Annotated in this window: 21 protein-coding genes and 2 pseudogenes; 11 read left to right on the top strand and 12 right to left on the bottom strand. The window is 64.1% G+C overall.

The window, feature by feature from the left end; all coding sequences use genetic code 11:
* Nucleotides 1-1,383, top strand: a complete 1,383-nt coding sequence (locus tag K4A76_RS13865; RefSeq protein ID WP_009685103.1) for an aspartate aminotransferase family protein — start codon at nucleotides 1-3, stop codon at nucleotides 1,381-1,383.
* A gap of 35 nt (nucleotides 1,384-1,418) precedes the next feature.
* Nucleotides 1,419-2,912: an aldehyde dehydrogenase gene (locus K4A76_RS13860; protein WP_274410498.1), complete on the top strand. Its 1,494-nt coding sequence runs from the start codon at nucleotides 1,419-1,421 to the stop codon at nucleotides 2,910-2,912.
* A gap of 38 nt (nucleotides 2,913-2,950) precedes the next feature.
* Here the strand turns inward: K4A76_RS13860 and K4A76_RS13855 are convergent, their stop codons facing one another.
* Entirely contained in the window at nucleotides 2,951-4,663 is a 1,713-nt protein-coding gene (locus K4A76_RS13855) for an FAD-dependent oxidoreductase (protein WP_274410497.1), read from the bottom strand.
* A gap of 195 nt (nucleotides 4,664-4,858) precedes the next feature.
* Between K4A76_RS13855 and K4A76_RS13850 the strand changes: the two genes are divergently transcribed.
* The 3 genes from K4A76_RS13850 (at nucleotide 4,859) to K4A76_RS13840 (ending at nucleotide 7,664) form a co-directional block, all read left to right on the top strand.
* Nucleotides 4,859-5,635 carry an IclR family transcriptional regulator gene (locus K4A76_RS13850; RefSeq protein WP_054912314.1) on the top strand — a complete coding sequence of 259 codons (777 nt, stop codon included), beginning with the start codon at nucleotides 4,859-4,861 and terminating at the stop codon, nucleotides 5,633-5,635.
* Nucleotides 5,636-5,772: 137 nt separating this feature from the next.
* Nucleotides 5,773-6,825 (top strand): Gfo/Idh/MocA family protein, encoded by a 1,053-nt coding sequence (locus K4A76_RS13845; protein ID WP_274410496.1) that lies wholly within the window; start codon nucleotides 5,773-5,775, stop codon nucleotides 6,823-6,825.
* A 23-nt stretch (nucleotides 6,826-6,848) separates the two neighbouring features.
* Nucleotides 6,849-7,664, top strand: coding sequence for a sugar phosphate isomerase/epimerase family protein (locus tag K4A76_RS13840; RefSeq protein WP_274410495.1), 816 nt, complete (start codon nucleotides 6,849-6,851; stop codon nucleotides 7,662-7,664).
* A gap of 83 nt (nucleotides 7,665-7,747) precedes the next feature.
* Here K4A76_RS13840 and K4A76_RS13835 read toward each other — a convergent pair whose 3' ends face one another.
* Nucleotides 7,748-9,037, bottom strand: a complete 1,290-nt coding sequence (locus tag K4A76_RS13835) for an MFS transporter (protein ID WP_443218426.1) — start codon at nucleotides 9,035-9,037, stop codon at nucleotides 7,748-7,750.
* 234 nt (nucleotides 9,038-9,271) lie between these two features.
* Entirely contained in the window at nucleotides 9,272-9,685 is a 414-nt protein-coding gene (locus K4A76_RS13830) for a histone-like nucleoid-structuring protein, MvaT/MvaU family (protein WP_232892957.1), read from the bottom strand.
* A gap of 397 nt (nucleotides 9,686-10,082) precedes the next feature.
* Between K4A76_RS13830 and K4A76_RS13825 the strand changes: the two genes are divergently transcribed.
* The 3 genes from K4A76_RS13825 (at nucleotide 10,083) to K4A76_RS13815 (ending at nucleotide 13,341) form a co-directional block, all read left to right on the top strand.
* Nucleotides 10,083-10,511, top strand: coding sequence for a DUF2231 domain-containing protein (locus K4A76_RS13825; protein WP_029885640.1), 429 nt, complete (start codon nucleotides 10,083-10,085; stop codon nucleotides 10,509-10,511).
* Nucleotides 10,508-11,800 (top strand): PQQ-dependent sugar dehydrogenase, encoded by a 1,293-nt coding sequence (locus K4A76_RS13820; protein ID WP_274410493.1) that lies wholly within the window; start codon nucleotides 10,508-10,510, stop codon nucleotides 11,798-11,800. Before K4A76_RS13825 ends, K4A76_RS13820 begins: the two co-directional genes overlap by 4 nt.
* A 326-nt stretch (nucleotides 11,801-12,126) precedes the next feature.
* Entirely contained in the window at nucleotides 12,127-13,341 is a 1,215-nt protein-coding gene (locus K4A76_RS13815; RefSeq protein WP_274410492.1) for a YeeE/YedE family protein, read from the top strand.
* A gap of 121 nt (nucleotides 13,342-13,462) precedes the next feature.
* Here K4A76_RS13815 and K4A76_RS13810 read toward each other — a convergent pair whose 3' ends face one another.
* Together K4A76_RS13810 and K4A76_RS13805 are read right to left on the bottom strand one after the other, a co-directional pair.
* A complete protein-coding gene (locus K4A76_RS13810; RefSeq protein ID WP_047149831.1) occupies nucleotides 13,463-13,792 on the bottom strand; it encodes a hypothetical protein in 330 nt (109 codons plus the stop codon).
* Nucleotides 13,793-13,866: 74 nt separating this feature from the next.
* Entirely contained in the window at nucleotides 13,867-14,517 is a 651-nt protein-coding gene (locus K4A76_RS13805) for a DUF998 domain-containing protein (RefSeq protein ID WP_274410491.1), read from the bottom strand.
* Between the two features lie 193 nt (nucleotides 14,518-14,710).
* Here K4A76_RS13805 and K4A76_RS13800 point away from each other — a divergent pair, with 193 nt between their 5' ends.
* Entirely contained in the window at nucleotides 14,711-15,460 is a 750-nt protein-coding gene (locus tag K4A76_RS13800; RefSeq protein WP_009687013.1) for a FadR/GntR family transcriptional regulator, read from the top strand.
* Nucleotides 15,461-15,481: 21 nt separating this feature from the next.
* Here the strand turns inward: K4A76_RS13800 and K4A76_RS13795 are convergent, their stop codons facing one another.
* The 7 genes and pseudogenes from K4A76_RS13795 to K4A76_RS13770 all read right to left on the bottom strand — a co-directional run.
* Entirely contained in the window at nucleotides 15,482-17,062 is a 1,581-nt protein-coding gene (locus tag K4A76_RS13795; RefSeq protein WP_274410490.1) for an aldehyde dehydrogenase (NADP(+)), read from the bottom strand.
* A gap of 57 nt (nucleotides 17,063-17,119) precedes the next feature.
* Entirely contained in the window at nucleotides 17,120-18,673 is a 1,554-nt protein-coding gene (gene garD, locus K4A76_RS13790) for a galactarate dehydratase (protein ID WP_274410489.1), read from the bottom strand.
* Between the two features lie 78 nt (nucleotides 18,674-18,751).
* On the bottom strand, nucleotides 18,752-20,116 hold the full coding sequence (locus tag K4A76_RS13785; RefSeq protein ID WP_009687017.1) for an MFS transporter: 1,365 nt from the start codon (nucleotides 20,114-20,116) through the stop codon (nucleotides 18,752-18,754).
* A 104-nt stretch (nucleotides 20,117-20,220) separates the two neighbouring features.
* A complete protein-coding gene (kdgD, locus tag K4A76_RS13780) occupies nucleotides 20,221-21,132 on the bottom strand; it encodes a 5-dehydro-4-deoxyglucarate dehydratase (RefSeq protein ID WP_054912304.1) in 912 nt (303 codons plus the stop codon).
* A 387-nt stretch (nucleotides 21,133-21,519) separates the two neighbouring features.
* Nucleotides 21,520-22,323, bottom strand: coding sequence for a gamma-glutamyl-gamma-aminobutyrate hydrolase family protein (locus tag K4A76_RS13775; protein WP_029886748.1), 804 nt, complete (start codon nucleotides 22,321-22,323; stop codon nucleotides 21,520-21,522).
* A 466-nt stretch (nucleotides 22,324-22,789) separates the two neighbouring features.
* Nucleotides 22,790-22,906: pseudogene (gene glnQ / locus K4A76_RS23895) on the bottom strand (glutamine ABC transporter ATP-binding protein GlnQ); the annotation flags it as partial.
* Between the two features lie 88 nt (nucleotides 22,907-22,994).
* Nucleotides 22,995-23,209, bottom strand: a pseudogene (locus tag K4A76_RS13770) (hypothetical protein); the annotation flags it as partial.
* A 142-nt stretch (nucleotides 23,210-23,351) separates the two neighbouring features.
* Here K4A76_RS13770 and K4A76_RS13765 point away from each other — a divergent pair.
* Both K4A76_RS13765 and K4A76_RS13760 read left to right on the top strand, forming a co-directional pair.
* On the top strand, nucleotides 23,352-24,377 hold the full coding sequence (locus tag K4A76_RS13765; protein ID WP_274410488.1) for an Ldh family oxidoreductase: 1,026 nt from the start codon (nucleotides 23,352-23,354) through the stop codon (nucleotides 24,375-24,377).
* A gap of 339 nt (nucleotides 24,378-24,716) precedes the next feature.
* Nucleotides 24,717-25,913, top strand: a complete 1,197-nt coding sequence (locus tag K4A76_RS13760) for an amino acid aminotransferase (RefSeq protein WP_054912301.1) — start codon at nucleotides 24,717-24,719, stop codon at nucleotides 25,911-25,913.
* Nucleotides 25,914-26,076 lie beyond the last annotated feature (163 nt).

The raw sequence follows: 26,076 nt of genomic DNA, 5'->3' as shown, positions 1-26,076 counted from the left end.
ATGAATGCGCCTTTCGCCCCGCAACGCCAGACCCGTGACTACCAGGCAGCCGACGCCGCGCACCACATCCATGCCTTCCTTGACCAGAAGGCGCTGAACGCCGAAGGGCCGCGGGTGATCGTCGGTGGCGAGCGCCTGCACCTGTGGGACAGCGAGGGCAAGCGTTACCTGGATGGCATGTCCGGGCTGTGGTGCACCCAGCTCGGTTACGGCCGCCGCGACTTGACCGCCGCTGCCGCCAGGCAGATGGACCAGCTGGCGTACTACAACATGTTCTTCCACACCACCCACCCGGCGGTGATCGAGCTTTCGGAGTTGCTGTTCAGCCTGCTGCCCGGGCACTACAGCCACGCGATCTACACCAACTCCGGCTCCGAGGCCAACGAGGTGTTGATCCGCACCGTGCGCCGCTACTGGCAGGTGGTCGGCCAGCCAAGCAAGACGATCATGATCGGCCGCTGGAACGGCTACCACGGCTCGACCCTGGCGGCCACGGCGCTGGGTGGCATGAAGTTCATGCACGAAATGGGCGGGCTGATCCCGGATGTGGCGCACATCGACGAGCCTTACTGGTACGCCGAAGGCGGTGAGCTGAGCCCGGCCGAGTTCGGCCGCCGCTGTGCCTTGCAGCTGGAAGAAAAAATCCTGGAGCTGGGCGCCGAAAACGTTGCTGGCTTCATTGCCGAGCCGTTCCAGGGCGCAGGCGGCATGATCTTCCCGCCGGAAAGCTACTGGCCAGAAATCCAGCGCATCTGCCGCCAGTACGATGTGCTGCTGTGTGCCGACGAGGTGATTGGTGGCTTTGGTCGTACCGGCGAATGGTTTGCCCACGAATACTTCGGCTTCCAGCCCGATACCCTGTCCATTGCCAAGGGCCTGACCAGCGGCTATGTGCCCATGGGTGGGCTGGTGCTGAGCAAGCGCATAGCCGAAGCCCTGGTGGAGCGGGGCGGGGTGTTCGCCCACGGCCTGACCTATTCCGGCCACCCGGTGGCAGCGGCGGTGGCCATCGCCAACCTGAAAGCCCTGCGTGACGAAGGCATCGTGCGCCAGGTGAAGGACGACACCGGCCCCTACCTGCAGCGCATCCTGCGTGAGGTGTTTGCCGACCACCCGCTGATTGGCCAGGTGCAGGGCGCAGGCCTGGTGGCGGCGCTGCAACTGGCAGAGCACAAGCCTACCCGCAAGCGCTTTGCCAATGAAAACGACCTGGCCTGGCAGTGCCGGACCTTCGGCTTCGAGGAGGGGGTGATCATTCGCTCCACCCTGGGGCGGATGATCATGGCGCCGGCCTTGATCGCCAACCACAGCGAGCTGGATGAGCTGGTGGAGAAAACCCGCATCGCCGTTGACCGCACGGCGCGCCTGGTTGGCAAGCTCTGACAGTCCGTCAGCACAACCGCTTGAAAGGAGTACAAATGTACACCCTCGAATTCTGGCAACAGCGCGCGGCGGACCTGTACTTGCCGGCCAGCGCCCTGATCGCTGGCAAAGCCGTGAAGGCCCAAAGTGGCGCGACCTTTGCCGCCATCAATCCCGCCACCAACCAGGTGCTGGCGCAGGTCGCCGCCTGCGCCCAGGCCGACGTCGACCTGGCCGTGGCCAGCGCACGGCAGGCCTTCGAGCAGGGCCCGTGGGCACGCATGGCCCCCGGGCAGCGCAAGCAAGTGCTGCAGCGCCTGGCCGAACTGATCATGGCCCACCGCGAAGAGCTGGCATTGCTGGACTCGCTGAACATGGGCAAACCGGTCATGGACGCCTACAACATCGATGTGCCCGGGTCGGCGCAGGTATTTGCCTGGTACGGCGAGGCGCTGGACAAGCTCTACGACCAAGTGGCGCCGACGGCCGCCAATGCATTGGCCACCATCACCCGTGAGGCCCTGGGCGTGGTGGCGGCGGTGGTGCCGTGGAACTTCCCGCTGGACATGGCCGCCTGGAAGCTGGCCCCGGCCTTGGCCGCGGGCAACAGCGTGGTGCTCAAGCCGGCCGAACAGTCGCCGTTCTCGGCCTTGCGCCTGGCTGAACTGGCCCTGCAAGCCGGTTTGCCCGAAGGCGTGCTGAACGTGGTGCCGGGCCTGGGCGAGCAGGCCGGGCAGGCCCTGGGCCTGCACCCAGACGTGGATTGCCTGGTGTTCACAGGCTCCACCCAGGTGGGCAAGTACTTCATGCAATACGCGGCGCAGTCCAACCTCAAGCAGGTATGGCTGGAGTGCGGTGGCAAGAGCCCCAACCTGGTGTTCGAGCACTGCCAGGACCTGGACCTGGCTGCGGAAAAGGCGGCCTTTGGTATTTTCTTCAATCAGGGTGAGGTCTGTTCCGCCAACTCGCGGCTGTATGTGCAGCGTTCCATCCACGATGAGTTCATCGAGAGCCTGCAGGCCAAGGCCCAGCGATGGCAGCCTGGCAACCCGCTGGACCCGGCCAGCCGCGCCGGGGCGATTGTCGATGCTGGCCAGGCAGCGCGTATCCAGGCCGCCATCGACCGCGCGCGGCAAGAGGGCGCGCGGCTGGTGTGTGGCGGTCGGCGGTTGCATATCGGCGGGTCGGACAACTACATCGAGCCGACCATCTTCGCCGAGGTCGATGCCAGCATGAGCCTGGCGCAGGAAGAAGTGTTCGGGCCGGTACTGGCAGTGAGTGCCTTCGACAGTGAAGAGGAGGCGGTGCGCCTGGCCAATGACAGCATCTATGGCCTGGCGGCTTCGGTGTGGAGCGACGACTTCAACCAGGTGCACCGCGTGGCACGGGCGCTGAAAGTCGGTACCGTGTCGGTGAACACGGTCGATGCACTGGATGTCACGGTGCCATTCGGTGGCGGCAAACAGTCGGGGTTCGGCCGCGACCTGTCGCTGCATGCGTTCGACAAGTACACGCAGCTCAAGACCACCTGGTACCAGCTGCGCGGCTGAACCCGGGCCGGCGGCAAGCACGACCTGCCGCCGGCCGCTCACTCATACGCCTGCACCCCGGCAATATGCCGCCCGGCCACGTAGCCGAAGGTCAACGCGGGCCCCAGGTTGATGCCGCCAGACGGGTACCAGCCACCGAACACACTGGCCATGTCGGTACCTGCCGCGTACAGCCCGGTGATCGGTTGGCCGCTGGCATCCAGTACCCGTGCCTGGCCATCGGTGCGCAACCCGGCAAAGGTGCCAAAGCAACCCGGCTTCACCTTCACCGCGTAGAACGGGCCCTGTTCGATCGGCGCCACACACGGGTTGGGGCCTGGGTGTTGCGGGTCGCCCTGCTTGCGGTTGAATGCGGTGGAGCCGCGGCCGAAGGCCGGGTCCTGGCCGTGGCGTGCAGGGCTGTTGAAGGCCTCGACGGTGGCGCGCAACCCGGCCGCATCGATGCCGCAGGCAACCGCCAACGCTTCGAGTGTGGCGCCACGTTTCAGGTAGCCACTGCGCACATGCGGCCACACCGGCAGTGGCGCCGGGCGGGCATGGCCCAAGCCATAACGGCGCAGGAAACGGTGGTCACACACAAGCCACGAACACACCTCCTGGTCCGCTGGCACTGCCGCGACCATGGCTGCCACATAGTCATAGTAACCGTGCGCTTCATTGACGAAGCGCTTGCCGTTGGCCAGCACCCCGATGATGCCCGGTTTGCCCCGTTCGATGATGTGCGGGAAATGGCCGACAGTGCCATCGCCATGCGGCACCTGCGAAACCGGCGCCCAGGCCACCGGCGACTGCAGGTCGGTGGCCACCACGCCACCTGCTGCCTCGCCCAGGCGCAGGCCATCGCCAGAGCAGCCCTTTGGCGGCAGGGCCAGGGTGTCGTGGCCGCTGGCGTCGCGGGGGAACAGCTGCCGGCGGCGGGCAGCGTCGTGAGGGAAGCCGCCCGCTGCCAGTACCACTGCCTTGGCGCGGATACGCTGCTCGCCCTGCGGGGTCATCACCAGCGCGCCGCACACCTGGCCCGCTTCGACCAGCAAATGCTTGGCTGGCGCCGACACCTGCAGCTGCACGCCCAGGTCCTGCGCCGACTTGGCCAGCCGCGCCACCAGTGCCACGCCGTTGACCAGGTGCATGGCCCGGCCGTGGCGCGCCAGGTGGTACAGGTGCCGGCCGAAGCGCTTGCACACGTGCAGCAAGGCCTTGGGCGAACGGGTCATGTTGAGGAACGCGGCAAGGTCGGCGCCGGCCATGATCGGCATGCCCATGAACGAGGTTTCGCGCAGGGTCTGGCGCAGGCGTGGCAGCAGTGCACCCACCTCGCGGGCATCGTACGGTGCGGCAATCACCTGATGCCCACCTTCGGCGGCGCCAGGGGTGTGGCCGTGCATGTCCGGTATCGCATTGCCGTCGGCAAACTGCAGCGCCGTATGCTTCTCGAAAAACGCCACCATGTGCGGGCAGGCTTCAAGGAAAGCGTCCACCCGTTCGGCATCGTAATGGGCACCCAGCTCATTGCGCAGGTAGGTCCGGGGCTGCTCGATGTCTTCGTCGATGCCGGCGCGGCGTGCCAACGGGTTGCGCGGGACCCAGGCCCAGCCACCGGACCAGGCCGTGGCGCCGCCCAGCACTGGCTCCTTTTCTACCAGAATCACCTTTTGCCCATGCCAGGCAGCTGTTACAGCGGCGGCCAGCCCGGCGGCGCCTGAACCTATCACCAGTACATCGCATTCGGTTTCGAAGGGGGCAGGGGGCATCGCACTAATCCTGTATTGTTATTGGAACGTGGTTCCATATTCTTATTTGGCCCGCCTGGATCCGCAAGGGCACGGCTGGCCGCCCGCGCAACGAGCGGGCGATAATCGAACACTTGGCAGGGCATTGCATGTGTACGCTACCGGGAATGTGGAATCATCTTCTAGAATTCGCAAAACGTAGCAAGGACCTGTGTCATGGCTGGTAGTCAGATCGAACGCGCCTTCAATCTTGTTGAGAGCCTTGCCGGTGAGCCCCAGGGCCTGGCATTGCAAACCCTGGCCGAGCGCCTGGATATTCCAAAAAGCGCCGCGCACCGCATGCTGGCCGAGCTGATGCGGCTGGGCTACGTACGGCAGAACCGTGACAACAGCCGCTATCAGCTGTCGGCCAAGCTGGTCGCCCAAGGCTTCCGTTACCTGGCCAGCAGTGGTGCCGATGTCATTCAGCCGATTCTCGACCGCCTGGCCCAGGACAGTGGTGAGCTGGTGCGCCTTGGTGTCATCGATGGGGGGCGGCAGACCTGGATCGCCAAGTCCCAGGGCGCGCGCTCCGGGTTGCGTTACGACCCGGACATGGGGCGCGACGCGCCGCTGTTCTACACCGCTTCCGGGCACGCCTGGCTGGCCAGCCTGGACGATGAGCAGGCGCTGCAGATGGTGCTGCGCCAAGGCATCGCCGACCCGGGCCAGTTCGGCCCGAATGCGCCGCGCACCACCGACGAGTTGCTCGCCTACCTGCACCGCGCCCGCGAGCGGGGTTATGCCTGGGTCGAGCAAACCTCGGCGGTGGGCACCTCGGCGCTGGCTGCGGTGGTACGGCGCCCGCAAAGCGGCGAGGTGATTGGCGTGCTGAGCATTGCGGGGCCCAGTGCACGCCTGGCGCCAAGCCGTTTGGCCGAGCTGGCCCCTCTATTGCTGGCGGCCACCGAGGAACTGTCTGCCGCCAGCCACGCCAGCGAACTGTTTGCCTGAGGGATATTCCGGTCGATTACCGCACAGTCTGTTCAGCAGGCTCTTCTGAAAAGTTGAACCTGGTTCTAAATTGCTGAGGGTGAATTGTGGAACGCTGTTTCATATTCGCACCACAACAATGACAAGAGGACAGGCTGTTGAACGCACCCCTTCGTATCGCCCTGGTCGGCGCTGGCATTATGGGCCGCCAGCATTACCAGCACTTGCGCAATGTACCCCAGGCCCAGTTGTGCGCGGTGGCCGACCCCGGCCCGCAGGCCGAAGCCTTCGCCGTCGACTGTGGCGTGCCGTACTTTGCCGACCATCGGCAGATGCTGCAACGCGTGCAGCCCGAGGCGGTGATCATCGCCAACCCGAACAACCAGCACGTGGCCACTGCGCTGGATTGCGTCGAAGCCGGCGTGCCGGTACTGGTGGAAAAACCGGTGGGCGTGCAACTGCAGGAGGTGCGGGCGCTGGTCGAGGCGTCACGGCGGTGCAAGGTACCGGTATTGGTCGGCCACCATCGTCGGCACAATCCATTGATCGCCAAGGCGCACCAGGTGATCAGCGAAGGCAAGTTGGGCCGGCTGATCAATGTCACCGCACTGTGGCAGTTGCAAAAGCCCGACAGCTACTTCGACACCGCCTGGCGCCGCGAGCCGGGGGCGGGTTTTTTGCTGACCAACCTGATCCATGACCTCGACCTGCTGCGCTACTTGTGCGGCGAGGTGGTACAGGTGCAGGCCTTAACCCGCAACGACGTGCGGGGGTTCGCCAACGAAGACAGTGCCGCCGTGCTGTTGCAGTTCGCCAATGGCGCCTTGGGTAGCCTGACCGGCTCGGACGCCGTAGCGGCGCCCTGGAGCTGGGAGCTCGACTCGGGTGAAAGCCCGGTCTACCCGCGCCAGGATGGCCAGCCGTGTTATCTGCTGGCCGGCACCCAGGGCTCGCTGAGCATTCCTCAGCTCAAGCACTGGCACTACGCCGAGCCGGGTTCGGGGTGGCACACACCGTTGTTGCAGCACCAGCACAGCATACCCGCCGGCGAAGCATTGACCCTGCAGTTGCAGCACTTCGTGCGGGTCGCCCGCGGTGAACAGCCGCCTTTGGTCGATGCCGCCGACGCTGGCCGCACCCTGGCACTGATCGAAGCGATCCGCCAGGCTGCCGCCAGCGGCCGCGCCTGTGCTCCCGAGCACATTGCCTGATACCCTCTTTCTGGTGACGACGAATGACTGATCGAATATTTTCCCTCGCGGCCCTGACGGTACTCGAACTGTCCCCGCCAGACATGGTCGAGGCTGCTGCCCGCGCTGGCTACAGCCATGTCGGCCTGCGCCTGGTGCCGGCCACCGAGCAGGAACAGCACTACCCGTTGGTGGCCGATGCCGATCTGCGCAGGCAGACCCAGGCACGCCTGCGCGATACCGGCATCAAGGTGCTGGACCTGGAGATCCTGCGCCTTAAGCCGGACACCTGCGTGGCGGATTTCGAAGCCATCCTGGCGGTGGGTGCCGAGCTGGGGGGCACCGAACTGCTGGTGGCCGGCAACGACCCGGACGAAGCACGGCTCACCGAGCGCTTTGCCGCGTTGTGCGAACTGGCGGCGGGCCATGGCATCCACCCGCACTTGGAGTTCATGCCCTGGACCGACGTACGCGATTTGCGCCAGGCCATGCGCGTGGTAGCCAACGCCGATCAGGCCAATGGTTGCGTGCTGGTGGACGCGTTCCATTTCAACCGCTCCGGCTCTGCGCTGAGCGACCTGGCGCAGTTGGCACCGCAACGCATGCGCTATGCCCAATTGTGCGACGTGGCGGGGCCAGTGCCGGCCGACATGGACGAAATCCTGCGCCAGGCGCGTAACGAACGGCGCTTCCCGGGTGATGGCGATGCCGATCTGGTCGGGCTGCTGCGCGCGCTACCGGCCACCCTCCCGCTGAGCCTGGAAATCCCTACCCGGCAGTTGCTGGAACAAGGGATCAGCGGCGAACAGCGTGCGCGCATGGCGCTGGACCACGCCAGGGCGGTATTGGCCAAGGTCTGATAGTGGCCAGTGCGCCGCGTCTTGGTTGACCGGGCGCAAAAAAAGGGCCCGCAAGGGCCCCGTAGAGGTAACTGAGCAGCGCCTCAGGCGCTTTCGACCTGGCGCGGCGCCATGAAGTACATCCATACCAGCGCCAGGAAGTACATGGCCGGGATCATGGTGAACAGCACGGCATAGTTATTGTGGGTAGCCGTCAGCACGCTGCCGACGATCTGCGTCATGAACATCCCGCCAATGGCTGCGCACATGCTGCCGAAGCCGAACACGGTACTCACCAGGTGCTTGGGCGTGTAGTCCATCACCAGGCTCCAGATGTTCGCCGTCCAGGCCTGGTGCGCCCCCACCGCCAGCGAAATGGCCGCCACCGCGACCCAGAGGCCGCTGGCGTTGGCAGCCGACACCACGCTGACCATGGTGCAGGCGAAGACCAGCATGGACAGCAACCGCGCCGTCGTGGCGCGCACGCCGCGGCCGATCAACCATGACGACAGAATGCCACCGCCGATGCTGCCAAAATCTGCCGTCAGCCAGATGATGATCAGTGGGATACCCATCTGGGTCACATTGATGCCCAGGCTGTATTGTTGGTTGAGGAAGGGCGGCAACCAGTACAGGTAGAACCAGAACACCGGTGCGGTGATCGCATAGGCCACCGCGAACGCCCAGGTCCCGCGCAGGCGCAGAATGCGGCTGAACGGCACCCGGGTCGGCTCGGGCTCGACATCTTGCTGGATGTACTGCACCTCGCTCTGGCGCACTGTCGGGTGGTCTTCAGGGTTGTAGTACTTGAGCAGCCACAGCGCTACCCACACCAGGCCCAGGCAGCCCATGGCGATGAATGCGGCCTGCCAGCCCCACACGGCCAGAATAAGTGGCAGCAGCGCTGGGGTTACCATGGCGCCGACATTGGTACCGGCGTTGAACAAACCGGTGGCGATAGCCCGCTCGCCGGCCGGAAACCACAGGCGCACGGTTTTCACGCAAGCCGGGTAGTTGGCGGCTTCGGTCAGGCCAAGGATAAAGCGGCAAACCATGAAACCGGCAGCCGAGGTGGCCAGGCCATGGGCGCCGGTGGCCAGGCTCCAGAGCAGCACGGCAAAGAAAAAGGCCCGTTTGACGCCGACCTTGTCGATCAGCCGGCCTTGCAACAGAAAGCCGATGGCGTAACCGACCTGGAACCAGAAGTTGATGTTGGCGTAGTCCATCGCCGTCCAGCTCATTTCCTTGGCCAAGACAGGCTGCATGATGCCAAGGGCGGCGCGGTCGATGTAATTGAGGGTGGTGGCGAAGAACACCAGGGCCAGCATGCCCCAGCGGGTCTTGCCAACGCCGAAGGCGGCGCGAAGCTTGTCGCCGATCGAACCCTGGGGCATCCGGGGCGCGGCGGGGTGAGTCTTGGAGTTGTGCATGACGGCTCGTTTCTTGAAATTGTATTCAACTGCGGTGCTGCGGATGCGTGACCATTTCCCAGGCAAGGGTGCACGCAAGGCCGGTGCATGGTGAGCAGTGCGGGCGGCAGCGTCAATTCAAGAGGCGGTCTAATGTTCGGTTACCGAACGCTTGCGTGTGCCGGCGAGGCAGCAGAATTACCGCTGAGCCGGCGCTGGCTATTCGCGCGGGCTGCGTGGTAGCAGGGCACCTGGTATTACCCAGCTTTCCACTTCGGCGCGGCTGTACTGCCTGATCCACTGGCGCAAGGTCTTGTGCAAGGTGCTCTTGGCTTCGACGACTTCACCGGTATAGGGGTTTTGATAAAACTTGCTGAGCCGCGCCCGGAAACCGGTCGGTGAAACCAGTGCGTGGGGTTGCCGGGTGAACAGGTCGAACGTGTGGCGCTGCTCAGGTGCCATGATGCTCAGCACCTGCCTTAAACCGAATTGATATTCGGCCAGCAGGTCGTGCAGTTTGCTTTCGAATTCCAGTTCGCGGCGAAGCTGGGGGTCAACCTTGATGAACTGAAGTTCGTCTTTCTTGTTGGCGAGTAGCCATTCGAGGGCGCGGAACTGGGCAAGATGAGACATGGGGCTTCCTCCAGTGCGTGATGGCACCAGTGTTAGCGCGCCGGTCAGAGCAACGCAAGTGGGGAAATAATTTGAGATTTTTGCAGGGCATTGTTCGTTGTTGGGTTGTACGAAAGTCCAGTTCTAAGTTGGGTTGTCAGTAACTTCCTACAGCGGTTGCCTTCAATAACTTCAATCAATGAATGCCTGGGGTTTTGCCTGTCAGGGCATCTGCTGAGGCGCTGCTGGTTGCTTGAGCCCAATGGTGTGCACGCTGGGGGGATCGGTTCTTACAAGATGTTTCATTGCAGCGAAGCGGTGAACTATTGGCGATGCGCAGGGCTCCTTTGCTAGGCGCACCCTGCGCACGGCTGATGGCCCCCCGTCAGCCTGGGTCACTGAATGAAAAGGAGGCACCGTGACCACATCCGACCACACCCTATACCGGCGCACCCCCAGCCCGCTGCACGCCCTGTTGTTGGCCGGCAGTGTGCCGTTGTTCCTGGGCGCGCTGCTGAGCGATATCGCCTACTACAACAGCTACCAGATCCAGTGGAGCAACTTCGCCGCCTGGCTGATCGCCGGGGCTTTGCTGTTCTGCGGGCTGGCGCTGCTGTTTGCCTTGGCCAACCTGATCCGCGCTGAGCGCAAAGGCGGGCGCCCGACGCTGTATTTCGTGCTGCTGCTGGTGACCTGGGTGCTTGGCCTGATCAATGCCTTCGAGCATGCCAAGGACGCCTGGGCGGTGATGCCGGCAGGGCTGGTGCTGTCGGTGGTCGTGAGCGTACTGGCGTTGGCCGCAGCCTGGACCGGCCTGAGCAACCTGCGTTCTGGAGGTGAAGCATGAAGCCCTTGCACGCGTTGAGTGTATTGAGTGTGGCGCTGCTGTTGAGTGCTTGTGGTGGCGATGGCGAGCCTACCCAGGCCCATGGCCCGGACCCGCGCTTGCCCGAGCCACAACGTGGCTTGTTGCCGAGTATGAAGATCGCTCAGCCGGTGGCCTGGGGTGAGCAGAAACCGACCGTTCCCGAAGGCTACAGTGTCACGGCCATTGCCACCGACCTGAAGATCCCGCGCCAGAGCCTGGTATTGCCCAATGGCGACATCCTGGTGGCCGAAGGCAGGGGCGGCAGCGCGGCCAAGCTCAAGCCCAAGGATGTGATTGCCAGCCAGATCAAGGCCAAGGGCAACACCCAGGTCAAAGGCGGCAACCGCCTGACCTTGCTGCGCGATGCCGACGGCGACGGCAAGTACGAGGTGCAGACGGTATTCGCGGAAAACCTCAACGCGCCGTATGGCCTGGCTTTTGCCGACGGCAAGTTGTACGTGGCCAACCAGGACGCCCTGGTGCGCTTCAACTACACCGAAGGCCAGACCAAGGCCGACGGCCCGCCGACCAAGGTCACCGACCTGCCAGCGCAGATCAACCACCACTGGACCAAGGCGCTGACGATCAGCCCCGATGGGCGCTACCTGTATGTGGGCATTGGCTCGAACAGCAATATCACCGAGCGCGGCCTGGAGGTGGAGATCGACCGCGCCATGGTCTGGCAGGTGGATGCCGAAACCGGCGCGCACCGGCCTTACGCCACGGGCCTGCGCAACCCCACTGCACTGACCATTGAGCCGCAGACCGGGCAGTTGTGGACAGTGGTCAACGAGCGCGATGAGTTGGGGCCTGATTTGGTGCCTGACTACCTCACCTCGGTGCGTGACGGCGGCTTCTACGGCTGGCCCTACAGCTACTGGGGGCAGAACGTCGATGAGCGGGTAAGGCCGCAGGCCCCGGACAAGGTCGCCGCGGCGATCAAACCCGACTACAGCCTGGGCTCGCACGTGGCGGCACTGGGGGTGGACTTCTCCATCCCGGCCATGGGGGAGGGTTTTGCTGACGGGGTATTCGTGGGCGAGCACGGCAGTTGGAACCGGCCGAACCCGGTGGGCTACAAGGTCATCTTCGTGCCGTTCAGCAATGGCAAGCCGGCTGGGGAACCGATTGACTTCGCGACGGGTTTCCGCGGTGAAGATGGCAAGACCCGCGGTCGCCCGGTGGGGGTGACGGTGGACCCGCGCGGTGCTTTGATCATTGCGGATGACCTGGCCAATACCGTGTGGCGGGTTACGCGCAATCGGTGAGGGTGGCCGGTTACGCGTGCGGCTCATCGCCGGCAAGCCCACAGGGATCGCATCAGGGCTGACAGGTGTTTGTCAGAAGAGATGCAGCGCCTGTGAGATCGAGCGCCGCGCGGGCGGCGCTCGATCTCACAGGCGCTAAAGATGCTGCGGCTACCCTCGCCAGAAACCATAGAATCTCCCTCAGGTGCGGCGCATGGCTTGAGTGCTGTGCAGTATGTGAGAGCTGGCAGCTTTGAACGGCTTAACAAATGCCCTGGCCATACGCAGCCCCGCTTGACAGTTGCGGGTATACTCGCCAACCGTTTCACTGTTATCCGAGTATTTAGATGGGTCTTTCCGCAATCGCAACACCCGCACCGCGCCGCTTCGGCGTGCCCCTTGTCGCCTTGCTTGTGCTGCTGGCTGGTGCCTGGTTCCTGAACCTCAACGCCGGTTTCAAGCAGGCCTTGCTGCTTATGGTCGGCGCCGCACTTGGCCTGACCTTGTACCACGCGGCCTTTGGTTTCACCTCAGCCTGGCGGGTGTTCATCAACGAACGCCGGGGCGCGGGCCTGCGCGCGCAGATGTTCATGCTGGCGCTGGCGGTGCTGTTGTTCTTCCCGGCGCTGTCGGCAGGTAGCCTGTTTGGCTCACCCGTGACCGGCCTTGTGGCCCCGGCCGGTGTTTCGGTGGTGTTCGGTGCGTTCATTTTCGGCATCGGCATGCAACTGGGCGGCGGTTGTGCCTCGGGCACGCTGTTCACCGTTGGCGGGGGTAATGCACGCATGCTGGTGACCTTGCTGTTCTTCATCATCGGTTCGGTCAGCGCTACCCACCACGCCGACTGGTGGTTCGCCTTACCGTCGTTCCCGGCCACCTCGATCGTGCAGGCGTGGGGCGTGGCGCCGGCGCTGCTGGTGAGCCTGAGCGTATTCGGCCTGATCGCGTGGGCCAGCGTGGTGCTGGAAAAGCGCCGGCATGGCGTGCTGGAGGCGCCTGCGGGCAGTGCGCAGCACGGCCTGCGGCGATTGCTGCGGGGCCCCTGGCCGCTGCTGTGGGGCGCCATCGCTTTGGCCGTGTTGAACTACGCGACACTGGCCCTGGCGGGGCGGCCGTGGGGCATCACCTCGGCCTTCGCCTTGTGGGGCGCCAAGGTGCTTGAAGGCCTGGGTGTGAATGTCGCCAGTTGGGTGTTCTGGCAGGCACCGGCCAACGCCAAGGCGCTGGCTTCGCCGTTGTGGCAGGACATCACCACGGTCATGGACCTGGGCATCGTGCTCGGTGCGCTACTGGCAGCAGGGTTGGCCGGGCGTTTTGCGCCCAGCCTGAAAATTCCGCTGCCGTCATTGCTGGCTGCGGTGATCGGCGGGCTGCTGCTGGGCTATGGTTCGCGCCTGGCCTATGGCTGCAATATCGGAGCGTACTTCAGCGGTATTGCTTCGGGCAGCGTGCATGGCTGGCTGTGGCTGGTGGCGGCTTACGCCGGCAACCTGCTCGGGGTGCGCTTGCGGCCGCTGTTCTTTGCCGGGGAACGCCGCCCGGCGGTGCTGAGCGGCTGCTGATTCCGCACTGGGCGCCGTCCGGGGCTGCTTGAAGCTTGCTTCACGGCAGGGGCCCCGTGGCGGCGTTTTTAAATTCATAAAGTACTTTAGATTTGATTCATAAGTGCTTGAAATAAAACACCTATCTCTTCGCAACTGCATGGTGCACGCACTGCTCGTAATAGGTCTGCCGGATCGCCGCAGGCTTGAGCCTGGAGCGACTGTTATAGGTTTGTTCAGTAATGCCGAAGGCGGTCATGCGCATCCACGGTTTGGCGAACTTTCGCACCTGCAGCTTCTTGCGCGTAGCGTACAGGGTGACCCCGGCAAGCTTGGCTTGCTGGGCTTCACCGGCTATCTGCGCACCCCACTGGCAGGTGTGGCGATCATTCTGGCTGAGCGCCCTGGCCTGGGCGCCGAAAGCGAATGTGGCGAGCAGGCAGCCGGCCATCGTAGCTAGAAGTACTCGCATATTGCTGTCCTAAGCAATTGAAGGGGAACGAAGTTTGCCCTCACTTGCAAAGGTAGGGGGCCAGCAAATTGCCGTCAGCGGGTGGCCCTGTGCAATGACCCAGCAGCCGGGTTGCGCAGGCTAGCCCAGGCAAGGCAGGCGATCCACAGTACCGACACCCCGTAGTTGAGGCGCTGGTACAGGCCGAACAGCTGCCCGGTTTGTGCCGCCTGGGCCATGAGTGCGACGGTGACGATGGCCAGTATCAGGCTGGTGGCGGACAGCAGCGCGACGGCCTGGCTGCCGGCCAGACGCGTCCCGAGCCACGCCCACAGGGCGCTCGCCAGGGTCAGTGAAAGGAACATCAGCAACCCCGACAGGTTGTGCAGCAGCTGTGAGCTGGAAGGTTGCGCCGGAGCGCAGCCTGGGTCGCAAGCGAACCAGCCTGTGCCCAGGCTACCGAGGCCGTGCACCAATACCAGAGCTGCACTCGACAACGCTACCTTCGAGCCGTGCCAGCGCCGCGCCAGGCCCAAGGCAAACAAGATGAACAAGACCGCGAGAGGATAATTGTTGACCCATGGCGACCAGCGCTGCACGGGCGAGCCAACCGCGCCGAGCTGGCTCATGGCTTGTTGGAAATGGTCGTAGCCGGGGTACGCCAGTGCAGTGAGCCAGACCCCGCCCAACAGCCACAAGGGGATCAGTAAGCCGCAGCCGAGCAAAAGGCGGTCATAGGTTTTCATACTGGCAGTTCCTTCCATGGATGCGTGAGGTGGAAACGCACAGTATCCTGCAGCGCAGGCTCTGTGCCAGCACTTCCAGGTTTGTCGGGTAGGTGCAGCCCCAGGCAGGCAATGAAATCCGCACGCGGCATATGTGATCGTACAACTGCTTGCGCTATGATAAGCGCTGTCTTTCAAGGTGAAACACAGGGCGATGACAGAGCAGCAGGTACAGGCAAGGACCCGGCGCAAGCCACGCAGTCTGGCCCAGGAACTGGTTACGGTGCTGACCGAGCGTATTCGCAGCGGCCAGCTCAAGCGCGGCGACAAGCTGCCGACCGAATCGCAGATCATGGTCGAAGAGGGCGTCAGCCGCACGGTGGTGCGTGAGGCCATTTCGCGGCTGCAAGCCGCCGGGCAGGTGGAAACCCGCCACGGCATCGGTACGTTCGTGCTGGATGCGCCGGCGACCGGGGGCTTCCGGATCGACCCGGCTACCGTCGTTACCCTGCGTGAGGTGCTGGCGGTGCTGGAGTTGCGCATTGCCCTGGAGATCGAATCGGCGGGGCTTGCCGCACAACGCCGCAGCGATGACGAGCTGGCCGGCATGCGCGCGGCGCTGGATGAGCTGAACGAGGGGGCGGCGCACGCCACCGATGCCGTGTCGGCCGACTTCCAGTTTCACCTGCGCATTGCCCAGGCCAGTGGCAACCATTACTTCGCCGACATCCTCAACCACCTGGGCACCAGCATCATCCCCCGGACCCGGTTGAATTCAGCGCGGTTGGCGCGTGATGACCAGGCCCATTACATGAGCCGGTTGCGCCATGAGCATGAAGCCATCTATGAAGCCATTGCACGGCGAGACAGCGAAGGGGCCAAAATGGCCATGCGCATGCACCTGAGCAATAGCCGTGAGCGTTTGCGTCAGGTGCATGAAGAGGCTGAGGCGCAAGGGGCCTGAGGCCTGTGCCGCAAAGGGGCGTCAGATCGCCCCGTCGCGCCACTGCCCATTCACCAACCGCCGCAGCTCCAGCGGGTTGCTGTCACGCAGGGCTTCGGGCAACAGCGCCTGCGGGTAGTTCTGGTAGCACACGGGGCGCAGGAAGCGGTCGATAGCCAGGGTGCCGACCGAGGTTCCGCGGGCGTCGGAAGTTGCCGGGTACGGCCCGCCGTGGACCATGGCATCGCATACCTCGACACCTGTCGGGTAACCATTGAGCAGAATCCGCCCGACTTTCTCTTCCAGCAGTGGTACCAGCCAGGCAAAGGCTTCAAAGTCCTCAGGCTCGCCGATCAGTGTGGCGGTCAGCTGGCCGCGCAGGCCAAGCACGGCAGCGCGCAACTGGTCGTTATCCTGAACTTCCACGGCCACGGTGGTGGGGCCGAACACTTCCTCCTGCAGCAATGGGTCGGACTCGACCAGCAACCGGGCATCGGCCTTGAACAACTGAGCATGGGCCTGGCTGCCTTGCTGTGCCTGGCCGGCCAGGTGCTCGATACCGGCATGGGCGTGCAGGTGCTCCAGGCCAGCGACATAACTGCGTAGGCCGCCGGCGTTGAGCATGACCTGGCCGGCCTGCTGGCCCAGGTGCTGACCCAGCTCAGCCAACAGCTGGCTGTACGGTGGCGATTGCAGCCCGATGACCAGGCCCGGGTTGGTGCAGAACTGCCCTGCGCCCAGGCACACCGAACCGGCCAGCTCTCGGGCGATGGCGTCGCCACGCTTGGCCAGGGCGCCCGGCAGGATGATCACCGGGTTGATGCTGGACATCTCGGCGAACACCGGAATCGGCTGGGGGCGCTCTGCGGCCATGCGGCACAGGGCGTCGCCGCCTTTCAGCGAACCGGTGAAACCTACAGCCTGGATGGCCGGGTGCTTGACCAGCCACTCGCCCACGCCGCCACCGAACACCATGTTGAACACCCCGTTGGGCATGCCGGTACGCTCGGCTGCGCGGGTGATGGCGCAGCCGACCAGGTCGGCGGTTGCCATGTGGCCGCTGTGCGCCTTGAACACCACCGGGCAGCCGGCGGCCAGCGCCGCGGCGGTGTCGCCACCTGCGGTGGAGAACGCCAGCGGGAAGTTACTGGCGCCGAACACCGCGACCGGGCCAACGCCAATGCGCATCTGACGCAGGTCCACGCGTGGCAGTGGCTGGCGTTCGGGCAGGGCGAGGTCGATGCGTGCGCCCAGGTAGTCGCCACGGCGCAACACCTGGGCGAACAGGCGCATCTGGCCGCTGGTGCGGCCGCGCTCACCCTGGATACGTGCGGCGGGCAGTGCGGTTTCGCGGCAGACGATAGCGATGAAGGCATCGTCCAGCTCGTCCAGTTCGGCGGCGATGGCATCCAGAAATTCGGCGCGGCGCGCCGGGGCCAGTTGGCGGAATTCGGCGAAAGCGGCGGCCGCGGCTTTGGCGGCTTGGTCGACTTCGCCCTCGGTAGCCTGGGCAAAGTTGTACGGCAGGGCTTCGCCAGTGCTGGCGTCCAGGCTCTGCAGGCGCTGTGCGCCAGCGGCGCTGCGCTGGCCGGCGATGAAGTTGTGGCCGAGGATTTCAGGCATGGGGTGCTCCTGTGAGGGTGGCTGAATGAAGAGTGCTGGGCGAGCCTGCCCAAGGCATCAGGTAATTGGCGCCGGATTGAACAGGGTGATGTCGTTGTGCAAGCGGTGCTGCTCGGCCCAGGTCTGCTTGCGGCCACTGGCAACGTCGAGGTAGTAGTGGAACAGCTCCCAACCCAGTTCCTCGATGGTCGCGCGGCCGCTGGCGATGCGCCCGGCGTCGATGTCGATCAAGTCGGGCCAGCGCTGCGCCAGTTCGCTGCGGGTGCACACCTTGACTACGGGCGCCATGGCCAGGCCATACGGCGTGCCGCGGCCCGTGGTGAAGACATGAAGGTTCATGCCTGCGGCCAGTTGCAGGGTGCCACAGACAAAGTCGCTGGCCGGGGTGGCGCAAAAGATCAGGCCCTTGCCCTTGACCCGCTCGCCTGGGCCAAGCACGCCCTGTATGGCCCCGCTGCCGGACTTGACGATCGAACCCAGCGACTTTTCGACGATGTTCGACAGGCCGCCTTTCTTGTTGCCAGGTGTGGTATTGGCGCTGCGGTCGGCGGCGCCTTGCTGCAGGTAGCGGTCATACCAGTCCATTTCGCTTATCAGCGCGTCGGCCACTGCCTGGTTTTGCGCGCGCGAAGTCAGCATGTAGATGGCGTCGCGAACCTCGGTCACTTCCGAGAACAGCACGGTGGCACCGGCACGTACCAGCAGGTCGGCGGCATAACCCAGCGCCGGGTTGGCGGTAATGCCCGAAAAGGCGTCGCTGCCACCGCATTGCATGCCCAGGATCAGCTCGCTGGCCGGTACGCTTTCGCGTCGACGCTGGTCGAGTTTCTTCAGGCGTGTGTCGGCCAGCGCCATGATTTGCTCGATCATTTCCACAAAGCCCAGGCTAGCGTCCTGCAGGCGGTACAGCCACGGGTCGCTGAGATCTACCGACGGGTCGTTGTCGTGCATCACCTGGCCGGCCTGCAGCTTTTCGCAGCCCAGGCTGATGACCAGCGCTTCGCCGCCCAGGTTGGGGTTGCGCGCCAGGTTGCGCACGGTGCGGATCGGGATATAGGCGTCGCGGGCGTTGATGGCCACGCCGCAGCCGTAGCTGTGGGTGATGGCTACCACGTCATCGACGTTGGGGTATTGGGGCAGCAGTTCGCTGCGGATGCGCTTGACCGCGTGCTCCAGCACGCCGGTCACGCACTGCACGGTGGTGGTGATGCCAAGGATATTGCGCGTGCCGACCGTGCCGTCGGCGTTGCGGTAGCCTTCGAAGGTGAAACCTTCCAGTGGCGGCAGCGGCTGTGGCACGGCATCGCAGCGTGGCAGGCTGTCCAGTTCCGGGGCAGCGGGCATGGCCAGCTGGCTTTCCTGTACCCAGCTGCCCTGGCGCAGGTCTTCCAGCGCATAACCGATGATTTGCCCGTAGCGGCGCACCGGCTCGCCCTTGGCGATGGTCACGGTGGCAACCTTGTGGCTTTGCGGTACGCCCTCGACCAGGGTCAGGCCGTCGGCGAAGCGGGCACCTTCGCCCAGGCCGCCGTCATTGACCACGACCACGACGTTGTCATCGTCGTGCAGGCGCACGTAGCGGGGCGAGTCGGAATGTTCGATCAACTGCATGTTTGGGCCCTACTTGTCAGGTTCTCAGGCTTTTTTGTACATCCGCCCGCACCGAAAGAGCCGGCGCGGGCGTGTCACTCAATGACGCGAGCTGGCCAGTTCGCCGTTGGCAGCAGGCTCAGCCTGTGGTTTTGGGGCGTCGTCGCGCAGTTCGATACGCTTGATCGGGCCAACGATCACCAGGTAGCTGAACACCGCTACCAGGGCGTTGGCGCCTACGTAGACCAGGGCCCACTTGAACGAACCCGTGGCGCTGATGATGTAGCCGATGACGATAGGCGTAGTGATCGAGGCGATGTTGCCGAAGGTGTTGAACAGGCCGCCCGACAGCCCGGCGATCTGCTTCGGCGAGGTGTCTGCCACTACCGCCCAGCCCAGCGCGCCGATGCCTTTGCCGAAGAAGGCCAGGGTCATGAAACCGACGACCATCCACTCGGCGTCTACGTAGTTGCAGAACACCATGGTGGTCGACAGCATCAGGCCGCAGACGATCGGCAGCTTGCGCGAGAAGGTCAACGAGTTGCCACGGCGCAGCAGCCAGTCCGAGATCACCCCGCCCAGCACGCCGCCGATAAAGCCGCAGACCGCCGGCAGCGAGGCGATGAAGCCGGCCTTGAGGATGGTCATGCCGCGTTCCTGCACCAGGTATACCGGGAACCAGGTCAGGAAGAAGTAGGTGATGGCGTTGATGCAATACTGGCCCAGGTACACGCCCAGCAGCATGCGGCTGGTCAGCAGCTGCTTGATGTAACCCCATTTTGGGCCATCGTTGCCGCGCTTGTGGTCCATGTCGACCAGACCGCCGTTCTGCTCGATGTGTTCGAGCTCGGCCGGGCTGATGCGTGGATGCTGGCGCGGGTTGTAGATGGTTTTCAGCCACACCATCGAGAAGATGATGCCCAGCGCCCCCATCACCACGAACACGTGCTCCCAGCCGAAGCTGAACACGATCCAGCCCATGATCGGTGCGAACAGGGCGGTGGCGAAGTACTGCGCGGAGTTGAAGATGGCCGAGGCGGTGCCGCGTTCCTGGGTCGGGAACCAGGCCGCGACGATACGGGCGTTACCCGGGAACGACGGGGCTTCGGCAAAGCCGACGAGGAAGCGCAAGGTGAACAGGGTCACGACTGCCCAGGCAACCGGCAGGCCGCCGACAAAGCCCTGCAACAGGGTGAACAGCGACCAGGTGAAGATGCTGAAGGCGTAGACGTTCTTGGAACCGAAGCGGTCGAGCAGCCAGCCACCAGGAATCTGGCCAGCCACGTAAGCCCATCCGAAGGCGGAGAAGATATAACCGAGGGTTACGGCGTCAATGCCGAGGTCTTTCTGCAGGCTGGAGCCTGCGATTGCAATGGTCGCGCGGTCGGCATAGTTGATCGTGGTCACCAGGAACAGCATGAACAGGATCAGGTAGCGCACATGCGTCTTTTTAGTCGCTTGCATGCTGGTTGTACTCCCACTAGTTATTTTTGTGCGGGCTCACGAATGGTAACCGGAGCGGGGCAGGCCCACTCCGGGCGCGGCATATGGCAGGCCGCAGGCAGCGCTTACTGCGGGCCCATCTTGTCCATCAGCGCGGCGAGCATTTCGTACTCTTCGGCAGTGAGGTCGGTCAGCGGGGTACGCACCGAGCCTGCGTCGTAACCGGCCAGCTTGGCGCCGGCCTTGACGATGCTTACGGCGTAGCCAGCCTTGCGGTTGCGGATGTCCAGGTAGGGCAGGAAGAAATCATCGATCAGCTTGGCCACGGCAGCGTGGTCGTCGCGGGCGATGGCGTTGTAGAAGTCCATCGCTGTCTTCGGCACAAAGTTGAACACTGCCGAGGAGTAGACCGGTACGCCCAGGGCCTTGTAGGCAGCAGCATACACTTCGGCGGTTGGCAGGCCGCCCAGGTAGCTGAAGCGATCACCCAGGCGGCGGCGGATCGACACCATCAGCTCGATATCGCCCAGGCCGTCCTTGTAGCCGATCAGGTTAGGGCAGCGTTCGGCCAGTTTCTCCAGCAGGTCGGCGTTCAGGCGGCAGACATTGCGGTTGTACACCACCACGCCGATCTTCACCGATTTGCACACGGCCTCCACGTGGGCGGCAACACCGTCCTGGCTGGCTTCGGTCAGGTAGTGCGGCAGCAGCAGCAGGCCCTTGGCGCCCAGGCGCTCGGCTTCTTGCGCATATTCGATGGCCTGGCGGGTGGAGCCACCCACGCCGGCGAGGATCGGTACCGAAGTGGCGCAGGTATCGACTGCGGTCTTGATGACCTGGCTGTATTCGCTGGCAGCCAGAGAGAAGAACTCACCCGTACCACCGGCGGCGAACAGGGCACTGGCGCCATACGGGGCCAGCCACTCCAGGCGCTTGATGTAGCCCGCCGGGTTGAAGTCGCCCTGGGCGTTGAAGTCGGTGACCGGGAAAGACAGCAGGCCGTGGGAGAGGATGGATTTGAGTTCTTGTGGGTTCATTGTTGTTGGCATCCTGTGGCGCTTGGGTGGAGGTGTTGTTTTGCGTTGGAAGTAAGTTATCGTACAACCTTGGGGATGACCAGTTCTTTCTTGGAATTTTGTTTTTCGCGAGGGTGTACGCCTCCGGGTGCCCGCCTCGATATGTGTGGTGGGTTGCAGATCGAGCGCCGCCCGCGCGGCGCTCGATCTCACAGGCGCTGAAAAACCGACGACCACCACCCGGTAGTCATCGTATCTCTCAAGGCCAAACGAAAAAAACGATCGCAAAGACAGGCAAAAACCCGCCGCCCGATTCCACGGCAGATATTCTGGGACCAGCAGAGGGTGACCGGGGGAGGCGGGGGCGGCCTTGCGCCGCCCCGCGATCAAAGCAGGGGAAACTGTAGGTCAGGCAGCGCGCTTGACCTGCGCCTTGCGAACCTGGGCGCGGCACGCGTCACCGAACGCCTGGAAGATCTTGATCGAGTCGGGGTTCTGCGCGGCTTGCCATTCTGGGTGCCATTGCACGGCGAACAGGAACGGCGAAATGCTTGGCGCATGAATGGCCTCGACCAGGCCGTCTTCCGCATGCGCGATGGCCTCGATGCCGGCGCCGAGCTTGTGCAGGCCCTGGCCGTGCAGCGAGTTGACGCGGATTTCGTCGCAACCCAAAGTGTCGCGCAGCCAGCTGCCTGGCTTGATCTTCACGCTGTGAACCTGGGCGTACTGCACTTCGACCGGGTCTTCCGGGTTTTCCCGGTGGTCATTGAAACCCGGTTCGGCGTACACCTTCTGGTAGATGTCGCCACCCAGCGCCACGTTGATTTCCTGCATGCCCCGGCAGATGCCGAAGATGGGCAGGCCACGCTTGAGCGCCGCCTTGACCAGCGGAATGTCGAACAGGTCGCGGTTCTGGTCCTGGCCTTTGCCTGGGGTCTGGTTTTCCTGGCCGTACAGCGCCGGGTCGATGTTGCTGCCAGCGCCGGTCAGGTAAACGCCGTCGGCCATGTCCAGATAGGTCTCGAGGTCGTCAATGCCGCAGCAGGTGGGCACCAGCACCGGGACACAATCGGCGAACTCGACCAGCGGGGTGATGTATTTGTGGGTCATGACCTGGTAGTCATGGCCTTTGCGCTCTTGGCTGCCCATGGTCATCAGGACGACGGGTTTGCGCAGAGAAGGTTGCTTGTTGCCAATGTTGCTGTTGGACATATGTCACCTTGGGACAGGTTCGACCTGTCGTTGTTGTGCAGGCGCACGGCGCGGGGCTCTGAGTGGCGCCTGGAGCCCCGAGCACTGCCGGCTCGTCGAGCTGACGATGCCGGTCGGGGCCTGTAGATAGCTTGCCAGAGCCGTTCGATATGTCAAACGACTCAAAGGGGCTGCAAGGCGGGAAATGCGCCGGTTTTGGGTGGGTTGAACCGATGCGGGCCTGTGGCGGCGTGGGTTTGGCGGGAGGTTCGGTCAATAATATTTAACGACGCAGTCGGGTCTTTGCAGCCGTGCAATGAAATAGGTGGCTTGAAGTCAGCGCGGTCGTTGTGGGAGCGGCCTTGTGTCGCGAAAGGGCCGCATAGCGGCCCCCGGATTTCAGCACTGGTGCATACATTGCCGGGGCTGCTGTGCAGCCCTTTCGCGACACAAGGCCGCTCCTACAAGTTCAGTGACAGGTCTGCAATCAGTGCAGGATCTGCGCCAGGAACCCCTTGGCCCGCTCGGACACCTGCCGGGCAAAGCCCATTTCGTGGGTGAGGCAAAGCATAGCCATGCCCGGTCCGTCGCGGTCGAGCAGTACCACCTGGCGCCCGCGGGCTTCCAGGTGTTTGCTATTGTTGATTGCCCGCCGACCACGTGGTGTAGCCGACGAACGCGTTATGCAGAGCGGCGTTACCGAGCAGCACGTCGCCAAAGTGCCCGGCAGTTGCACCGCAGGTATTGCAGCAAGTGGGCCATGCACATGGCCAGGCCGCGCTCGGTCTGAAAGCCTGAAACAAAGATCCGGCGGCAGGTTGGCGAGCATGTAGGTGGCGACCTTGCGGCCTGACGCTGCGGCCCCGTCGAGGCTGGCTTCCAGGCGTTGCTTGATCGGTTGGCTCATGCTGCGGCTCCAGAAGGTAAGGCTTTAGAAGAAAATGAATGTTTCCTGTCATTAGGTCAAAATTTGACAGATCGCTGTCACTCGCGGGTAAGTTTTGCCGTTGCAACGCTGTAGCCACTCCAAAATCAACAAGGAGCTTCAGATGTCCGCACCGTCCACCGGCACCGTCGTGCGCGTGCCGTTTACCGAGCTGCAAGGCCTGCTGCAGGCTATCTTCCAGCGCCATGGCTGCAGCGACAGCGTGGCCAGGGTGCTGGCCCACAATTGTGCCAGCGCCCAGCGCGATGGTGCCCATAGCCATGGGGTGTTCCGCATGCCGGGGTATGTGTCCACGCTGAACAGCGGCTGGGTCGATGGGCGGGCCGTGGCCAAGGTCAGTGACCTTGCCGCCGGCTATGTCAGCGTCGATGCCGCTGGCGGGTTCGCCCAGCCCGCACTGGCGGCGGCCCGCGACCTGTTGGTGGCCAAGGCGCGCAACGCCGGCATTGCCGTGCTGGCGATCCACAACTCGCACCATTTCGCCGCCTTGTGGCCAGACGTGGAGCCGTTCGCTGAAGAGGGCCTGGTGGCCCTCAGCGTGGTCAACAGCATGACCTGTGTGGTGCCGCATGGGGCCCGCAAGCCTCTGTTCGGCACCAACCCTATCGCCTTTGCAGCACCCTGCGCCGAGCATGACCCGATCGTCTTCGACATGGCCACCAGCGCCATGGCCCACGGCGACGTGCAGATTGCCGCGCGTGCCGGCCAGCCGCTTCCCGAAGGCATGGGTGTCGATGCCAATGGCGAACCAACCACCGAGCCCAAGGCGATTCTCGAGGGCGGTGCTTTGCTGCCATTTGGCGGGCACAAGGGCTCGGCGCTGTCGATGATGGTCGAATTGCTGGCGGCGGCGCTGACAGGCGGGCACTTCTCCTGGGAATTCGACTGGTCGGAGCACCCGGGGGCGAAAACGCCATGGACCGGGCAACTGATCATCGTCATCGACCCGGGCAAGGCCGAGGGCGAGCGCTTTGCCCAGCGCAGCCGCGATCTGGTGGAGCAGATGCAGGCGGCGGGGTTGACGCGCATGCCGGGTGAACGGCGTTACCGCGAGCGCGAGGTGGCCGAAGAGGAGGGAGTGGCGCTGACCGAGCAGGAATTGCAAGACCTGAAAGCGTTGCTTGGCTGATCCGGCCTCATCGCCGGCAAGCCAGCTCCCACAGTGGGAGATTCTAGGGTTTGTGGCAAGGGTAGCCGTAGCATCTGCAGCGCCTGTTAGATCGAGCGCCGCCCGCGCGGCGCTCGATCTCACAGGCGCTGCATATCTTCTGACAAACACCTGCCAGCCCTGATGCGATCCCTGTGGGAGCTGGCTTGCCGGCGATGGGGCCATCACTGCCAGCATAAAACCCTGGCCATGCAATGTTGCATAGACAACCTTGCACATTAGTGGATGTTCCTGAGCCGTGTGTGCGGGTATGCTCAGGGCTGACTTTTCGTACTGTCCTGATCCAAGGAGCTGCACGCTGTGTTCAAACATGTCGATGCCTATGCCGGCGACCCGATCCTCTCGTTGATGGAAACCTTCAAGGCCGACCCGCGCGCCGACAAGGTCAACCTGAGCATCGGCCTGTATTACGATGAGGCCGGCGTGGTGCCGCAATTGGCGGCGGTGGATGCGGTGGAAAAGCGCATCGCCGGCCAGGACCATGAAGCGTCCCTGTACCTGCCTATGGAAGGCCTGGCCAGCTACCGTCAGGCGATTCAGGCGCTGCTGTTCGGCGCCGATCACCCGGCCGTGACGGGTGGGCGCGTGGCCACGGTGCAGACCGTGGGTGGCTCAGGCGCGTTGAAGGTCGGGGCCGACTTCCTCAAGCGCTACTTCCCGCAGTCGGAAGTCTGGGTGAGCAACCCGACCTGGGACAACCACCGCGCCATCTTCGAGGGTGCCGGCTTCAAGGTGCACACCTACCCGTACTTCGATCAGGCCACCCGCGGCGTGGACTTCGACGGCATGCTGGCCACCCTGCAAGCGCTGCCGGCCAATAGCGTGGTCCTGCTGCACCCGTGCTGCCATAACCCGACCGGTGCCGACCTGGCCCAGAACCAGTGGCAGCAGGTGGTCGAAGTGGTCAAGGCCCGCCAGTTGATCCCGTTCCTCGACATCGCCTACCAGGGCTTTGCCGAGGGCCTGGTCGAAGACGCCTACGCCATCCGCGAAATGGCCCGTGCCGGCGTACCGTGCCTGGTCAGCAACTCGTTCTCGAAAATCTTCTCGCTGTATGGCGAGCGGGTCGGTGGCTTGTCAGTGGTGTGCGACGACGCGGCCACCGCACAGAGCGTGCTGGGCCAGCTCAAGGCCACCGTGCGCCGCAACTATTCCAGCCCGCCCAACTTCGGTGCCCAACTGGTGGCTGGTGTGCTCGGCGATGCCGGCCTGAATGCCCAGTGGGCCGAGGAAGTCGAAGTGATGCGCAAGCGCATTCTGGATATGCGCCAGGCGCTGGTCGATGCCCTGGCCGTGCTGCTTCCAGGCCAGGACTTCCAGTTCTTCCTGCGCCAGCGTGGCATGTTCAGCTACACCGGCTTCAGCGTCGAGCAGGTCCGCCGCCTGCGCGACGAATTTGGCGTGTACCTGATCGATAGCGGCCGCGTGTGCATGTCCGGCCTGCGCCCGGCCAACCTTCAACGGGTAGCCGAGGCGTTTGCTGCCGTGCAGAAGTAACCCTGCATCGGGGTGCTGAGCACCCCGTTCGCGCTGCAAGGCCGCTCTTGCATCCACCGCGCAACACCCGCGATGCCTGCCACTTGTAAAGACAAGTGCAACCGCCCCTCGGAAAAGGGCTTCGCAAGTGCAACCTTTCCGTGCACAATCGCGCCCCTCTTTT

It is taken from the genome of Pseudomonas sp. NEEL19, from assembly GCF_028751975.1.
Taxonomy (GTDB): domain Bacteria; phylum Pseudomonadota; class Gammaproteobacteria; order Pseudomonadales; family Pseudomonadaceae; genus Aquipseudomonas; species Aquipseudomonas juntendi.
This window is presented reverse-complemented; position numbering and strand designations above follow the sequence as displayed.

What these genes read in the sequence shown, in the direction of transcription:
- kdgD (WP_054912304.1), bottom strand. Translation starts at nt 21,132, where the DNA reads ATGAACCCACAAGAACTCAAATCCATCCTCTCCCACGGCCTGCTGTCT.
- K4A76_RS13850 (WP_054912314.1), top strand. Translation starts at nt 4,859, where the DNA reads ATGGCTGGTAGTCAGATCGAACGCGCCTTCAATCTTGTTGAGAGCCTT.
- K4A76_RS13815 (WP_274410492.1), top strand. Translation starts at nt 12,127, where the DNA reads ATGGGTCTTTCCGCAATCGCAACACCCGCACCGCGCCGCTTCGGCGTG.
- K4A76_RS13805 (WP_274410491.1), bottom strand. Translation starts at nt 14,517, where the DNA reads ATGAAAACCTATGACCGCCTTTTGCTCGGCTGCGGCTTACTGATCCCC.
- K4A76_RS13840 (WP_274410495.1), top strand. Translation starts at nt 6,849, where the DNA reads ATGACTGATCGAATATTTTCCCTCGCGGCCCTGACGGTACTCGAACTG.
- K4A76_RS13765 (WP_274410488.1), top strand. Translation starts at nt 23,352, where the DNA reads ATGTCCGCACCGTCCACCGGCACCGTCGTGCGCGTGCCGTTTACCGAG.
- K4A76_RS13820 (WP_274410493.1), top strand. Translation starts at nt 10,508, where the DNA reads ATGAAGCCCTTGCACGCGTTGAGTGTATTGAGTGTGGCGCTGCTGTTG.
- K4A76_RS13810 (WP_047149831.1), bottom strand. Translation starts at nt 13,792, where the DNA reads ATGCGAGTACTTCTAGCTACGATGGCCGGCTGCCTGCTCGCCACATTC.
- K4A76_RS13865 (WP_009685103.1), top strand. Translation starts at nt 1, where the DNA reads ATGAATGCGCCTTTCGCCCCGCAACGCCAGACCCGTGACTACCAGGCA.
- K4A76_RS13830 (WP_232892957.1), bottom strand. Translation starts at nt 9,685, where the DNA reads ATGTCTCATCTTGCCCAGTTCCGCGCCCTCGAATGGCTACTCGCCAAC.
- garD (WP_274410489.1), bottom strand. Translation starts at nt 18,673, where the DNA reads ATGCAGTTGATCGAACATTCCGACTCGCCCCGCTACGTGCGCCTGCAC.
- K4A76_RS13860 (WP_274410498.1), top strand. Translation starts at nt 1,419, where the DNA reads ATGTACACCCTCGAATTCTGGCAACAGCGCGCGGCGGACCTGTACTTG.
- K4A76_RS13800 (WP_009687013.1), top strand. Translation starts at nt 14,711, where the DNA reads ATGACAGAGCAGCAGGTACAGGCAAGGACCCGGCGCAAGCCACGCAGT.
- K4A76_RS13835 (WP_443218426.1), bottom strand. Translation starts at nt 9,037, where the DNA reads ATGCCCCAGGGTTCGATCGGCGACAAGCTTCGCGCCGCCTTCGGCGTT.
- K4A76_RS13775 (WP_029886748.1), bottom strand. Translation starts at nt 22,323, where the DNA reads ATGTCCAACAGCAACATTGGCAACAAGCAACCTTCTCTGCGCAAACCC.
- K4A76_RS13785 (WP_009687017.1), bottom strand. Translation starts at nt 20,116, where the DNA reads ATGCAAGCGACTAAAAAGACGCATGTGCGCTACCTGATCCTGTTCATG.
- K4A76_RS13855 (WP_274410497.1), bottom strand. Translation starts at nt 4,663, where the DNA reads ATGCCCCCTGCCCCCTTCGAAACCGAATGCGATGTACTGGTGATAGGT.
- K4A76_RS13795 (WP_274410490.1), bottom strand. Translation starts at nt 17,062, where the DNA reads ATGCCTGAAATCCTCGGCCACAACTTCATCGCCGGCCAGCGCAGCGCC.